At 51.3% G+C, this 15101-nt stretch carries 11 protein-coding genes and 1 tRNA gene; 1 reads left to right on the forward strand and 11 read right to left on the reverse strand.

Translation table 11 applies throughout. From position 1 onward, the window contains the following. Positions 1-191 precede the first annotated feature (191 nt). The gene (locus V2546_RS02080) at positions 192-806 is read right to left on the reverse strand and encodes a sigma-70 domain-containing protein (protein WP_118298438.1); all 615 of its coding nucleotides are present in this window, start codon (positions 804-806) and stop codon (positions 192-194) included. Next, positions 778-963 carry a hypothetical protein gene (locus tag V2546_RS02085; RefSeq protein WP_147352474.1) on the reverse strand — a complete coding sequence of 62 codons (186 nt, stop codon included), beginning with the start codon at positions 961-963 and terminating at the stop codon, positions 778-780. Before V2546_RS02085 ends, V2546_RS02080 begins: the two co-directional genes overlap by 29 nt. Positions 964-1367: 404 nt before the next feature. On the opposite strand from V2546_RS02085, the gene V2546_RS02090 reads away from it, so the two are divergent. Continuing rightward, positions 1368-2243, forward strand: coding sequence for a LysR family transcriptional regulator (locus V2546_RS02090; protein ID WP_142411683.1), 876 nt, complete (start codon positions 1368-1370; stop codon positions 2241-2243). 61 nt (positions 2244-2304) lie between these two features. Here the strand turns inward: V2546_RS02090 and V2546_RS02095 are convergent, their stop codons facing one another. The 9 genes from V2546_RS02095 to V2546_RS02135 all read right to left on the reverse strand — a co-directional run bounded on the left by V2546_RS02095 (position 2305) and on the right by V2546_RS02135 (position 14946). Next, positions 2305-4668 carry an ATP-dependent DNA helicase gene (locus tag V2546_RS02095; protein ID WP_118514338.1) on the reverse strand — a complete coding sequence of 788 codons (2364 nt, stop codon included), beginning with the start codon at positions 4666-4668 and terminating at the stop codon, positions 2305-2307. A 319-nt stretch (positions 4669-4987) separates the two neighbouring features. Continuing rightward, the gene (locus V2546_RS02100; protein ID WP_486463547.1) at positions 4988-5230 is read right to left on the reverse strand and encodes an HPr family phosphocarrier protein; all 243 of its coding nucleotides are present in this window, start codon (positions 5228-5230) and stop codon (positions 4988-4990) included. A gap of 383 nt (positions 5231-5613) precedes the next feature. Further along, positions 5614-6999 (reverse strand): NCS2 family permease, encoded by a 1386-nt coding sequence (locus V2546_RS02105; protein ID WP_118529730.1) that lies wholly within the window; start codon positions 6997-6999, stop codon positions 5614-5616. A 189-nt stretch (positions 7000-7188) separates the two neighbouring features. Then, positions 7189-8214 (reverse strand): alpha/beta hydrolase, encoded by a 1026-nt coding sequence (locus V2546_RS02110; RefSeq protein ID WP_329751424.1) that lies wholly within the window; start codon positions 8212-8214, stop codon positions 7189-7191. A gap of 38 nt (positions 8215-8252) precedes the next feature. After that, a complete protein-coding gene (locus tag V2546_RS02115) occupies positions 8253-10130 on the reverse strand; it encodes a DUF6320 domain-containing protein (RefSeq protein ID WP_215702777.1) in 1878 nt (625 codons plus the stop codon). A 67-nt stretch (positions 10131-10197) separates the two neighbouring features. Continuing rightward, positions 10198-10268, reverse strand: a tRNA-Trp gene (locus V2546_RS02120). Positions 10269-10457: 189 nt separating this feature from the next. Further along, entirely contained in the window at positions 10458-11831 is a 1374-nt protein-coding gene (radA, locus tag V2546_RS02125; protein WP_118298431.1) for a DNA repair protein RadA, read from the reverse strand. A gap of 102 nt (positions 11832-11933) precedes the next feature. Continuing rightward, a complete protein-coding gene (locus V2546_RS02130; protein WP_118298430.1) occupies positions 11934-12347 on the reverse strand; it encodes an endosialidase in 414 nt (137 codons plus the stop codon). 109 nt (positions 12348-12456) lie between these two features. After that, positions 12457-14946 (reverse strand): ATP-dependent Clp protease ATP-binding subunit, encoded by a 2490-nt coding sequence (locus V2546_RS02135; RefSeq protein WP_118529928.1) that lies wholly within the window; start codon positions 14944-14946, stop codon positions 12457-12459. Between the last annotated feature and the right edge of the window lie 155 nt (positions 14947-15101).

The raw sequence follows: 15101 nt of genomic DNA on the forward strand, positions 1-15101 counted from the left end.
TGGTTGTTATTTTTCATGACTGCAGCGCCACCTCGTGCGGAGCAATCCATTTTCCATTATCATAGCACAGATTTGTGTGATTAGTAAAGTTAATATATCTAATTTATTTTATTACTTATGCTTATCAGTTGTCACATCCAGCATACTCCCACAGCGATGAACTCTTTTCCATCCTGTATCACCGCAAATTATTAACTCTGCAGATCCTGATTGATCTTGCTCATGCTGAGCGCATCCATTGTCACCTTCATGATCTCCCGGACCTCGTCCTCCGTCATCTTCATGCGCTCCGCAAGCTCCGAAAGCTTCGCCTCACGCCCAAGCTCCTCCGCCATGGACTTTGAAACCTCCTGGAGAACATTGACGCGCGCCAGCATCTCCTCCTCGATATCCGTCTCCTTCTTCTGGTCGTTGATGATCTCCTCCATGCGGACACGAATCCGGCTCTCTAAAAGCTTCTCAAAGCTCCCCTCAAAGCCTTCATCCGCCAGCATCATCAGCTCCATACTCGCCTCCTGGATCAGATCCGCCATCGGGACGCCCTTATTGATATAATCCTGGACAAAAAACAGCGCATTTTTAAGGTTTCCCTCGATCAGACGCTCCCTCGCCGCCTTATTCCCACTCCGGATCTCCCCGAGCAGCTTCTCATTCTCCTCCTCACTGCACGGCGGGATCGCCGCGATCTCTTCCATATATACACGGTAAATATCTTCCGGATTCAGCTCCTCATTCGCATTGTTGAACTCGTCATCAACATTCCCACTCTCATTCTCATTACTGCCATATCTCATTTTCTCTGCCATGATCTTCTCTCCGTTCTTCTATTGATAAAAATATAAACATATCAAAAATTCCATGTTCCCTGTAAGCATACCATATTTTTTCCCTGACTTCCATAGTAAAGAAAAAACCTATTGCACCAGGCTCGCAGAATTTACTTCTCTCCTGGAATTCATACATAAGCACATGTCACCCGCAAAAATAACGAAACTTCTGCCCAACGATTGTCACTATCCACAGAAACATCCCTTCTTAAAATATGCCAGCAATACCGCCGCCGGCGGTGAGCGTCCGGACAGGAGTGCATGATCCGGGGATCTGGCTTCCTCTTAGCTCGCGGGTGACTGCGTTGGAGAACAGCGGACACTTGTTTGAGCGAAGCGAGTTGTGTCCGCTGTTCTCCGCCCTTAGCAGTCTCCCGGGAGGTTAGAGGAACCATCCCCGCATCCCCAGCACTCCTGGCCGGATGCTCACCGCCCGCCAACCAATTTGGCAACAGCAGGCAACAACCAATTTTCCTTTTCCCCCTTTTCAAATCCCCCATTCTATGATAAAATAACCTTGTTTCATTAGGAGGACTAATAATGGATATCAACTACGAATTATATAAAGTATTTTACTACGTCGCAAAAACCCTGAGCTTCTCCGAGGCCTCCAAATGCCTCTACATCTCCCAGTCCGCGGTCAGCCAGTCCGTCAAGGTCCTGGAGAAAAAGCTCGGCCAGACCCTCTTCATCCGAAGTACAAAACGCGTCCAGCTCACCCCGGAAGGCGATATCTTATTTAAACATATCGAACCGGCGATGAACCTGATTCACAAAGGCGAGACCCAGCTCTTAGAGGCAAACACCTTAAACGGCGGCCAGCTCCGTATCGCCGCCAGCGACACGATCTGCCGCTATTTCCTGGTCCCGTACTTAAATAAATTCCACAAGCTCTACCCGAACGTCCACATCAAAGTGACAAACTCCACCTCGATCGAGTGCGCCCACATTTTAGAGAACGGCCAGGTAGATTTCATCATCACAAACTACCCGAACTCCGGTCTCTTAAACACCCACAGCGTCCGTGCCATCCGCGAATTCCGCGATGTCTTCGTCGCAAGCGCCGAGCACTTCCCGCTGCAGGATAAGACCTTCACACTCGCCGAGCTTCTCGATTATCCGATCATGATGCTCGACCGCAAGAGTACAACCAGCGAGTTTTTACACTCCATGTTCCAGAAATCCCATCTCGACCTGGTCCCGGAGATCGAGCTCAGCAGCAATGATCTTCTGATCGACCTCGCAAGGATCGGCCTCGGGATCGCCTTCGTCCCGGATTTCTGTATCCCGGAGGACGAAAAACAGCTCTTTATCCTAAAGCTCTCCGAGACTCTCCCGGTCCGCCAGCTCGTCGTTGTCCACAACGAGAACCTTCCGGTCTCCCAGGCTGCAAAGCAGTTTATGGATATGCTGTAGGATTAAACCAAAAAGAGTCATGTCCCGCTCAACTACATGCCGGACATGGCTCTTTTTTCTTTTACTTTCTGCTCTCCCAGAAATCCTCCATGCACTGTCCCACGTTTCCCCGGTTCACCATCTGAAAATGTTCCCACTCTCTCGGAAACAGTTCCAGATATTCTCTCTTTAAGAACCGGTCATCGAGGAGCAGGATGATCCCCTCATCCTCCGTGGTCCGGATCACGCGCCCTGCCGCCTGCAGAACCTTATTCATCCCCGGATACTGGTAGGCAAAATCAAAGCCCGCCTCCTCTTTCTCCTCGAAATATCCGCGCAGGACTTCCTGCTCCACACAGACCATCGGAAGCCCCGTTCCGACGATCACAGCGCCGATGAGACGTTCCTCCTTCAGATCAATTCCTTCCGAGAACACGCCGCCCATCACGCAGAAGGCCGCCAGCGAATGATTCCGTTTCTTCTCAAATTCTTCCAGAAATTCCTGTCGTTCCTGCTCCTTCATTCCCTGTCCCTGCACCAGAAGATCTGCCGGAAAATCCAGCTCCTCCACAGCCTGTTCGACCTGCTCCATATACTGGTAGGAAGGAAAGAACACCATATAATTTCCGTTCTTCGACCGGACAACCTCCCGGATATACTCCGCAACCTTCCGGTATTCACTCGCACTCCGCCTCGAATACCGGCTGCTGACATCCGTCGCCACCATGAGAAGCCGCTTCTCTTCCGCAAACGGGGAGTTCGCATAGACCGCGTAATCATCCTCATTTCCTGAGAGCAATGTCTTGTAATACCGGATCGGCAGCATCGTCGCTGAGAACAGGATCGTGCTGTTCCCCTGTGCCATGCAGAGTGAAAGATTCGAGGACGGATCCACGCAGAACAGCCGCACTTTAAAGGAAGAAACGCCCACATTTTCCGCGTAGATCCGGTAATGATCATCCAACAGCTCATAGACATTCAGGAAATCCCGGAGTCCAAAATAAAAGTCAAGGACCTCGTCCCGCCCTTCAAAATCCGGAAAATCCTCCAGAAATGTCTCCATATCCGAAAAGACCGCCATCGCCGCTGCCGCCAGGGATGTCACATCCGATAAGAGCTGCCATGTCTCGCATTCCCGCTTCATCGCAAGCATCACCTGATTGCACTTCTCGAGATCCTTCGTAAGCTTCGGAGCTTTGCCCTTTGTCAGGCGCTTTACCGTGAGAATATCTTCCTTTTTTAACTCAGCACTGTACATCTCCCGCGCCCGCGAGACGAGATTATGCGCCTCGTCCACAAGGAACAGATATTCCCCCGTCTGCCCGTCCGCAAAATACCTTTTCAGGCGCACATTCGGGTCAAACACGTAGTTGTAATCGCAGATGATCCCGTCCGTCCAGCTTGAAATATCAAGGCAGTATTCAAACGGGCATACCTTATATTTTTCGGCATATTCCAGGATTTTCTCCCTCGTCATCTCCTGTTCCAGATGCAGGATGTCAAAGACAGCCTCGTTCACCCGGTCAAAATGTCCCTTCGCATACGGGCATGCATCCGGATTGCACTCGCAGTTTTCCAGCGGGCAGAGCTTTTCCTTCGCCGTGATCGTCACAGAAGTAAAGATCAGTCCCTTCCCCCGGAGGATCCGGAGTGCTTCCTCAGCGACCGTCCTCGTTACCGTCTTTGCGGTCAGATAAAACAGCTTATCGCCTTTTCCCTCCCCGATCGCGCGGACCGCAGGGAACACCGTGGAGAGCGTCTTTCCGATCCCGGTCGGTGCCTGGATGAAAAGCCGCTTTTTCCGGCTGATCGTGCGGTAGACAGACACCACAAGGTCTCTCTGTCCCTCCCGGTACGGGTATGGGAATTCCAGATTCCGGATCGATGCGTCGCGAGTCAGCTCATGGTGGTAGAGATATCTCGCCCATTTAAAATATTCATGGACCACGCCCGAAAACCACTGTTCCAGTTCTTCCTTTGAGCGGTCGGTCTGAAACCGCCGGATCTCCTCCGTCTCCAGATTGCAGTAGGTGAGCTGCAGGCGGATCCCGTCCAAATCCTTGTCGCAGCAGTAGAAATACCCGTAGCACATTGCCTGGGCGAGGTGGACTTCGATCGGTGCTTCCAGTCTCGCAACATCCGTATACATGCCCTTGATCTCGTCGATCACCGTGATCCCGTTTTCCGTGAAGATCCCGTCCGCCCGGCCTTCCACCGAAAGAACGATCTCCTGCTCGTCATCCGTGACTTCATGTTTCAGCGGGACCTCCGCCCGGTATCCGGATCCCATCCGTTTCTGGATCTTCCTGTGGATCCGTCCCCCGGCCAGCATCGCATCCTTCTGGGCGTTCCCGGACCTTCGGTTGTCGATATCTCCGGAGCGCAGAACAAACTCCACCAGATTCCGGACCGAGATCCGGATCGATCTTTTATTTTCCTCGCTCATCACATGCGCTCCCTTTCATTTTCGTAAATCAAATATATCTGCACATCTCCTGCGCCGTCCGCAGAAAATACCAGAACTGCAGGCTCTGAATCGCTGCTGATGTTTCCATATTTCATGTCTTTTGCAAGTATAACATTCCAGAACAAAGCTGTAAACTCCGGGTACAAACAAGTGAAAACACGCTTCGCGAGTTTCCCCTTGTTATCGCGACAATCGCCAAAGTCTCTCGCGCGCGGACTTTGGCTCATTGTTCGCGTAAAAAAAGCAGCCAGCCATACGTTTTGTACAGCCGCTGCCTCTTCGTTTTTTCTTCGATCCGTTACGCTACCGCGTGCATCGGATTCTTTCTCTCGAGGAACTCCTCGAACGGTATGTTCTCGCCGTCGAACTCAACGGTGAGGATCTTTGTAAGATCAAGGCTCAATACTCCGAGAAGAGACTTCGCATCAATGATCATACGGTTATAAAATACATTCACATCAAAATCACAGCCGCTGGCAATGCTCACAAACTCCTTTGCCTCGTCTGCAGACGCAAATTTTACTTTTTTCTGTTTCATCATAGTTCTCAAACTCCTTTTTGTTAAACCCACAGATGTCAAATACCTGATTCCATAAACCCTTTTTGCGAATCGTGAACAGCAATGGTTTCTAACATTCCAATATATGAAATGGTTCGGAAATGTTTCCATACTGCCTACGATTATACATTTATACCATATCCGGAGTTGAGCGTCAATCGACAGATGTCACCATCTTTTTGTTAAGTTTATGACAATTTTTGTCATTTGTCACAGAAAAGGCAGGTAGTTGTCTGATGTCTTAATCTGCAGGAACTCCTTATCAGCAAGTTTCTGCAAATGCATAGTAACCGAAAGCCGAATACATAAATGGCGTTTTTTATCCATCTATATATCCGGCTTTTTGTGAGTTGTCTATGATGTTATTACATCAGAATGTACTTTAAGATAAAGAGCACGGCCAGGATGTACATGACCGGAGTGATCTTCTCCTTCTTTCCTGCGAAGAGGTTCATTACAACATAAGAGATAACTCCCATGGAGATTCCCTCGGAGATGCTGTAGAAGAACGGCATCGCGATGATGCAGAGGAATGCAGGGATTCCGTCTGCCGGGTCCTTGAAATCGATCTCAGATACGGAGCCGATCATGTAGAAACCTACGGTGATCAGAGCCGGAGCTGTCGCAAAGGACGGGATCGCTAAAAAGATCGGGGACAGGAGCAGGGATAACAGGAAGAGAACCGCTGTTGTCAGGGATGTAAGTCCTGTTCTTCCTCCCTCAGTTACGCCGGAAGCACTCTCCACGAACGTTGTGACTGTGGAAGTACCAAGACATGCGCCGCAGGTTGTTCCGACTGCATCCGCAAGGAGCGCGCCCTTGATCCTCGGGAGCTTTCCGTCAGCGTCCAGCATGTCTGCCTTCGCAGATACACCGATGAGCGTTCCGAGTGTATCAAAGAGGTCAACAAAGAGGAACGCGAACACGATCACGATGAACTCAAGGACCGGAACGCCCTTTAAGCTGAACTTGAACATGATCGGTGCCAGGCTCGGGATCGAAATTCCGTTTGAGAAATCCGGGAGCAGGTTGTAGAAACCGAGATCCGGATTCGGAACATACACGCCGGCAAACTGGCAGATGATACCGAGGATCCAGGTGATCAGGATTCCCCAGAGGATATTTCCCTTTACATTCTTCACAATCAGAATTCCTGTGATCAGAACTCCGAAGATCGCAAGGAGAACCGTGATCCCGGCATCGCTCATGGATGCTGTGAGTCCGTCTGCAAGTGTGCTGTTATATCCGCTGATGGAGAACAGGCTGACGAGCGTGGAGCTTCCGATCACGATCTTCGCGTTCTGAAGACCGAGGAATGTGATAAAAAGTCCGATTCCGACGCTGACCGCTTTCTTTAAGTTGAACGGAATCGCGTTGAAGATCGCTTCCCTGATGTTAAAGCAGGAAAGGATAATGAAGATGATACCTTCTGTGAGAACTGCCGCAAGGGCAACTTCCCAGGAATACCCCATTCCGAGAACGACCGTGTAGGCAAAGTACGCGTTCAGACCCATTCCAGGTGCCAGAGCGAATGGGTAGTTCGCAAAGAGTGCCATACAGAGTGTTCCGATGAAGGATGCCACCGCTGTCGCCGTGAAGACCGCGCCGTGATCCATTCCCGCCGCTGCGAGGATGTTCGGGTTTACCGCCAGGATATACGCCATCGTCATAAATGACGTCACACCGGCCATGATCTCGGTCTTAACAGTCGTGTTGTTTTCCTTGAGATGGAAAAATTTTTCGAGACTCATTTGTTTCCCTCCAATTTGTTTTATCAGTTTTTGTTATAAAACCGTTAATTTTTATTATACGAGGTGCAGAAAAAAAACGCAAGGAAAAGAGCCGGATTTTATAAGTCAGCATTTTCCGGCAGTTCGCATTTCATGTCATAAAAAGGCCGCTCTCCCCTTTCGGTTAAGCGACCTTCCCTGTAAATATCATTATTTCAATTCTCTCTTCAAAAAAGCCAGCAAATTCAGTTTCGCCCGCTCCTCCGTATCTTTCCGCCTCGTCTTTACCTTCTTTACGACCTTTCCTTCCTGATCCCTGTGGATCCGGTAAACGATCCGCAGGTACTCTCCGACCTCTTCCCAAGCCTCTCGGCTCTCCGGGATCAGGTCGAGTCCCATCTGGAAGACGTGGAACATACCGTCGTAGACGGAACAGCGGACTTTTACGCCCTCTGCTCTCGCTTTCTTCGCAGCTTCCCGCGTGTCATCAAGAAGGACCTCATAGGAGCCCACCTGCATGAGCATCGGAGGAAAGCCCTCAAAATTTCCAAACAGCGGGGACAGATACGGGTCCTTCGGATCATCATCCCCGATATAGCTGCACTGGTAGAGCATATTTTCTTTCGAATTTCCAAACAATGGGTCGATCGTATAATTCTCCTCATACGAAGCCCCGCTGAGCGTCACATCCGTCCAAGGGGACATCGTGATGATCCCAGCCGGGAGCGGAAGCGCATGATCCTTTGCGTAGAGACAGAGCGCGAGGGCAAGTCCGCCTCCCGCGGAATCTCCGGCAACCACGATCTGTTCCGGATCGTATATTTTTTCATTTAAAAGCCATTTGTAGGCATAGACTGCATCCTCGAGTGCCGCCGGAAACGGATGCTCCGGTGCGACCCGGTAGTCAGGAGTCAGGACATCCGCCCCGAACCCCAGTTCCGAATATTTAACCGCAAACCGCCGGTAAATGTTCTTCATCGGACCGATATATCCGCCGCCGTGGAGCTGCAGGATCACCCGCCCAGTGACCGCCTGCTTCGGCTTTAAATATTCCATCACGAATTTCCCTGTCGGGATCAGTTCATAGATATAATCATTCGGGCACCGCCATGCCGGTTCCACCGGATTCTTTCGGAATTCTCCGGTCTGGATCGGCTTTTTTAAAGATGTCTCCATGACATCTCTCATCATATCCCTGGTCAGATTCCCGATCATGCTGACTTCTTTTCGGCTCATGTTTCATTCCTTTCCTGTCTGTTCCTTTTCCTCATCTATCACACATGAAATCTCCGCCGCAATTCCCGTTTCACACTCCTGTCCCCGAGCAGCACCGTGGCAAGAAGCGCTGCCACCGAGATCACCACAGAAAGCACTGTGAGCAGCGGATGCCTCGTCCAGCCGATCTTCCAGAAGATCAGCGGGATAAAGCTTAAAACCGTGATCGCGATCTGGTACATAAAATAGCTCTGCCAGTTCAGTCGGTTCACGAGCATCATGAGCAGGATCGCCGCCACTTCAAATAAGACAACGCACGGGATCGCATAGTCCACCGACCAGCCATGCAGTCCCGTCAGCGTGTCGATCAGAAGCAGGATCGCCTGGATCCCCAGACACTGCCTGACAAGGATCCCGGAAAGGCTTGCATGGCGCATCACGGAAAATTTTAATGTCATCGCCACATAGGCAGCGGCGCCCGCGGTCAGGAGTGACCATTTAAACGGGATCTGCCGGTAGGTTGCAAGATTTACGATCCCCGCAAGGACCGAAACGAACACCAGCGAAAGATAAAACATCCGGACAGCCTTTTTGATCTTTCTGCGGTCCTGTGCGATCACCGGATACCGTCCTTTATCATGTTCCCGGTCTGTGATCCCGTTGCTCTCCTGCTCCACCGGGATCCCCTGATCTTCCAGGAAACGGAAAAACACTTCCGGCAGACGATTCTCTGCCATTGCACTCGTAAACGCCAGGCAGAGCTTTCCATCGTAAGCTACCGCCCCGCATTTCATCCGCTGCTTCGGAGATGCACCGACGAGAAGCTCAAAATCCTCAACATCCTCTCTCAGATCTTCCCGGATCTTTGCAGGGCCGATGTTGGAAAAGGTCATCGTATGGGCGCGGCTTGTGCGAAGGAAGATCAGTTCCATCGCCAGATGCTTGATAAACAGAGGGATCGCCCTCACATACCACTTTTTCTCGTTGGATACATTGTAGGAGATCGTCTCCTCCAGTCGCTCCTTCACGATCTGTTCGTCCATCTGACGACTGACGTTTGTGAGGACCTCCCGGAAGTTCTCCGGCGCCCTGCCTTTCGGCCAGGAGATATTGACTACCGCAAAAAAATTTGCGAGCGTCTCCGAGTCAAAAAAGCTCCGCAGATTGACCGGAAGATTGAGCGCTGCCGGTTTTTTCAGGTTCTTCCCGTCCGTCTCTGTCCGGATGACAGACCATAGAAGTGCTGCTGCCAGGTATTTTGTGATACTGACCCCGTATTTCCGGCACTGTGCTTTTAGATCCGCGACCTGCAGTGTTCCCTTTAAGATCCCCATCTGGTCAAACGGAAGAAATTCCCCACTTACCTGAAGTGCCGGTTCGCTCTCATAGTGGCGTTTCGGTAATTTTCTGTAATAGCGGAGATAATCATCCTCTTTTAATGGAGAAAATTCTTTTTCTTCCGTGATAACCGGAAGATTTTTCTTTAACTCCAGATAATGCTCCGTCAGCCGCGAGGCAAACCGGAGAGCTCCGAGTCCGTCTGTCAGCCCGTGGAAAACCTCAAAATTGATGCGGTTTCCGAAGTAGCTGACACGAAACGGAAATCTCGCCGCACGATGTGGATCGATAAACCGGCACGGTGCGCTCTGCTCTTTCTCGATCACAGGATCCCGGTCGTTCGTCTCGAAATAGTACCAGAAAAATCCCTTCCGAAGCTTCACCCGGAAATTTTCAAATTCCGGGAGTGTCAGGAGCAAGGCTCTGTGGAGAAGTTCCTGATCCACCGGCTCCTTCAGATTCGCCGAGATCCGGAATACACTGCTCAGATCTTCTCCGGACACTGCCGCAAAAAGTTTTGCCGTGTTGTCCAGTCTCCGCCATGCGGCGCCCTGGATGCGCCGGCGTTTCTTTGTGAATTGCTCCGATAAATTCTTCATTCAGATCCCGCACCTCTTTCAGGATAAAAAAATAACCGGAAAAATAATTTTTCCGGTACATCAGAAGCAGGGGAAGAGGGGCTCGAACCCCCATCTACGGTTTTGGAGACCGCTGCTCTACCATTGAACTATTCCCCTATATTTTGTTGCGCATCACTTAATGCTCCATTATAGTAGCATGAAATGTTTTAATTGTCAACACTAATTTGAAAATTTCTTATATTTTTGTATCCGGCACTTCGAGCGAAAAAATCAGCTGCCTTATGCTAACCTGCAGACCGATCCTTTTCCGCTCAAAGCATTACCGCATCCTCCGTACTTTTCCGATCAGATCAGCTGGATCGCCTCTCTCACATTCTCCACCCCGATCAGTCTGATCCGTTTCTCATCCTTTAACTTCTCCAGATTTGATTTCGGGAGCAGACAGCTTGTAAAGCCCATCTTGATCGCCTCCGACACACGCTGGGCCGCCTGGGAGACTCCGCGGACTTCGCCGGAAAGACCGACTTCCCCGAAGATCAGCATCCCCGGATCCACCTCCCGGTTCTTAAAGCTCGACACAAGCGCCATCACAACGGCGAGATCCAGCGCCGGTTCGTTCATCTTCATTCCGCCCGCGATATTCACATAGGCGTCATACCGGCTCATCGCATACCCGCATCGCTTTTCCAGGATCGCGAGTAAAATGTTGATCCGGTTGTAATCGACGCCGTTCGCCGTCCGTCTTGCCATTCCGAAATTCGTCGCTGTCACGAGCGCCTGGACCTCCAGGAGGATCGGTCGCGTTCCCTCCAATGAACAGGCTACCACCGCCCCAGACGCTTCCTTCGGACGCCCGGAGATCAGCATCTCCGACGGATTTAGCACCTCGGAAAGTCCTTTTTCTTCCATCTCAAACACACCGATCTCGTTCGTGGACCCGAAACGGTTTTTTACTGCCCTGAGGACCCGGTATGCGTCATTCCGGTCTCCCTCAAAGTAGAGAACCGTATCCACCATATGTTCCAGCACACGCGGTCCCGCGACAACGCCCTCTTTTGTCACATGGCCGACGATAAAGATCGTGATCCCGTATCCCTTTGCGATCTGCATCAGGAGATTTGTCGATTCCCGGACCTGGCTCACGCTTCCAGGTGCCGACGAGATATCTTCCCGGAACATTGTCTGGATCGAGTCGATGATCACCACATCCGGCTTTGCGCGCTCGATCGCGCTGTGGATCGTGTCGAGATTTGTCTCGCATAAAAACAGAAGATCTCCCGAAATCTCCCCGATGCGGTTCGCACGCATCTTGATCTGCTTTAACGATTCCTCTCCGGAAATATAGAGGACCCGTTTTCCGGCCCCTGCAAGGTTTCTGCAGACCTGTAAAAGCAGCGTCGATTTCCCGATTCCCGGATCTCCTCCGACCAGCACAAGACTTCCCTTTACGATCCCGCTTCCAAGAACTCTGTCAAGCTCTCCAAAGCCCGTAGGCGTCCTGTCCTGCTCCTCCAAAGAAATCTCCGAGATGTGGACCGGGACCGCCGTCTTTCCGGCTCCGACCGCATTGATCTGTCCGGCCGGCGCTTTTTTCGTCTGGGCAACCGGTTCCTCGACAAATGTATTCCATTCCTTGCACACCGGACATTGTCCGAGCCATTTTGCGGACTCATAGCCGCACTCTTTACAGAAAAAAGCTGTATTTCTTGCTTTTGCCACGATATTCTCCCTGTACAGGAAACGCTCCGAAGTGTATCCCCGGAGCGCTCTGTGATACTGCCGTCCATATCCTGTCCGGACAGTGATTTCTGATTTTCCTATTTACTTGCGAACGATCTTGACCTCTACTTCTCTGCCCTCATTAAGTTCAACAGAAAGGCTCAGTTTACCGCTCATATTTGTCTTCATACCGCCGACGCCAACGCCGTCCTCGAAAACCTCATACTCGCAGTCATCCTCTAACTGTACTGTGATCTGGGCATCCTCAAATCCTTCGACTTTGAATGTCACTGTTGTATCGGTCACTGCAAAATCCTTTACAGCAGTTCCCGGAACAGACTCATAAACGAACATTCCGTTTCTCTCTAACTTTGTGATTTCCTTAAACGTCTTAACTTTATAAAGATCACCTTCGTGCTCGAAGTCTTCTACTTTAGATTTTGCTGCGAGGCTGTAGTTTCCGAAACTTAATGTCCCGTTTGCCTCTGTACGGATCAGTTCGTTGATTACTGACATAGTGCTTACTCTCCTTTTGTGTATTTCAACAGAGGGCTTTCTCCCCTTCACTGTTGTAAATGCTGCAGGGATCTGATTACCGGACCAGGTCATCACTGCATCGTCGTGCCTATGATTTTACCACACTGGCGGAAGTTTTTCCAGCAGTTTGTGGATGTCTTGCAGAAAATTTCAGTTCTCCGTCCTTACAGGTGATCTTCACGGAATCTCCCTCCCGGACTTTTCCTTCCAGGACGAGCTCCGCGAGCTTATCTTCAATGAGATTCTGGATCGTGCGCTTCAACGGTCTCGCGCCATATTTCTCATCGTATCCTTTCTCGACAAGGTATTCCTTCACGTCATCACCGACATTTAAGCGGATAGTCATCTGGCTCTTTGTCCGCTTTTCGAGGATATTTAAGAGGATCGTCACGATCTCCTTCATGTGATCCTTCGTCAGCGGGTGGAACACGATCGTATCATCGATCCTGTTTAAGAATTCCGGCTTGAACATCCGTTTCACCTCGTCCATGACTCCGGTCTTCATGCGCTGATAGCGCACTTTCTCATCGTCCTGGGACATGAATCCGAGCTGCTTCGGCGCGATGATGTTCTCAGCACCGGCATTGGATGTCATGATGATGACCGTATTCTTGAAATCAATCTTATGGCCCTGGGAATCCGTGATATGACCGTCATCCAGCACCTGCAGAAGGATATTGAACACATCCGGATGGGCTTTCTCCACCTCATCAAAAAGGATCACAGAATACGGATTTCTGCGGACTTTTTCGCTTAACTGTCCGCCTCCCTCGTATCCGACATATCCTGGCGGGGATCCGATCATCTTGGAAACACTGTGTTTCTCCATATACTCCGACATATCAACACGGATCAGGGCATTTTCCGTTCCGAACATTGCCTCCGCAAGTGCTTTGCAGAGCTCCGTCTTTCCGACTCCGGTCGGTCCGAGGAATAAGAAGGAGCCGATCGGGCGCTTCGGGTCTTTCAATCCGACTCTTCCGCGACGGATCGCCTTCGCGACGGCAACAACCGCCTCGTCCTGTCCGACCACGCGCTCATGGAGAATGGATTCCAGTTTTAAGAGACGTTCTGTCTCTCCCTCTGCGAGCTTGCTCACCGGGATCTTTGTCCATCCGGAGATCACATCCGCAATGTCGTTCTCGTCCACAGTCAGCTGCCTGCTCTCCTTCTCACTCTCCCACTTTTCCTTCATCTTGCGGATCTTCTCCCGCTTCGAAGCCTGTTTCTTCTTGATCTCACCGGCGAGCTCGTATGCCTCGCTGCGGATCGCGTCCTCTTTCTCTTTCTCGAGCTTTCTGATGTCCTCCTCGAGTGTCTTGATGCCCTTCGGCTCCACATAGACCGTGAGTCTCGTCTTGGAGGCCGCCTCATCGACTACATCGATCGCCTTGTCCGGCAGGAACCGGTCATTGATGTAGCGGGCAGAAAGGCGGACTGCTGCCTTTAACGCCGCATCTGTGATCGTCACATGATGATGCTCCTCATATTTCGGGCGGAGTCCCTTTAAGATCTGGACCGCCTCGTCCTCCGTCGGCTCCTCCACAGTCACCGGCTGGAACCTGCGCTCCAGAGCCGCGTCTTTTTCGATATATTTCCGGTATTCCTCGATCGTCGTCGCGCCGATCAGCTGGATCTCACCGCGGGCAAGGGACGGTTTTAAGATATTCGACGCATCCAGTGCGCCTTCCGCTCCGCCTGCACCGATGATCGTGTGGATCTCATCGATAAAGAGCAGGACATTCTCCGCCTCGGTCACCTCACTGATCACATTTTTGATCCGCTCCTCGAACTCGCCGCGGTATTTGGATCCTGCAACCATTCCGGAGAGATCCAGGATCACCACGCGTTTTCCGCGGATCGTGTCCGGAACATCACCGGAAGCGATGAGCTGCGCGAGACCTTCGATCACGGCTGTCTTTCCGACGCCCGGTTCTCCGATCAGACACGGGTTATTCTTCGTTCTTCTGCTCAGGATCTGGATCACGCGGCGGATCTCCTTCTCCCTGCCGATGACCGGATCCAGTTTTCCCTCTTTTGCGAGAACCGTGAGATCGCGGCTGTACGCGTCAAGCGTCGGAGTCGCACTCTGTCCGCCCCGCGGCTGGCGTCCCTGAGCCAGTTCCTCTTTTCCTGCGTTTCCATCCTCTCCCATCGCGGATAAAAGATCGATATAGACCTTCTGGATGTTGATATTCAGTGTATTTAACAGGCGGACCGCCACACAGTCCGATTCTTTCAGTAACGCCATCAGGATGTGTTCCGTCCCGATTAACGGCGCATGGAACCTCACCGCCTCTTTATAGCTGTTTTCCAGCACATGTCTCGCGCTCGGCGTGTAGCCATCGCGTTCTTTGGTGGCTGTGTTCTGATAGGAAGAGACAAGCTGCTCCACAAGAGCGAGCAGTCTGTCGAGCTTCACCTCATTGGCCTCGAGGACCATGGCAGCGGTTCCGCTTCCCTCCTCAATGAGCCCCACCAGGATGTGCTCCGTCCCGATCACATGGGACCCCATATCCTCCGCCGCTTCACCGGCAAGAACGAGCGCCTCCTGGGCTTTTTCCGTATATTGTGCCATCTGTTTTCTTTCCTCCTGATCGATCAGAAATATCCGCAGACCCCGCACCGACCGGTGTCCTGGTTTTTTCGGTCATTTCTGATTTTCTGCAGCCGTTCAGTGCCCTTACAGGCGCAGGCACAAACCTGCTGAACAGTTGCGATTTTCTATCTTTT

It is taken from the genome of Clostridium sp. CM74B_53, assembly GCF_036318045.1.
In the GTDB taxonomy this organism is placed as follows: Bacteria; Bacillota; Clostridia; order Lachnospirales; family Lachnospiraceae; genus Pilosibacter.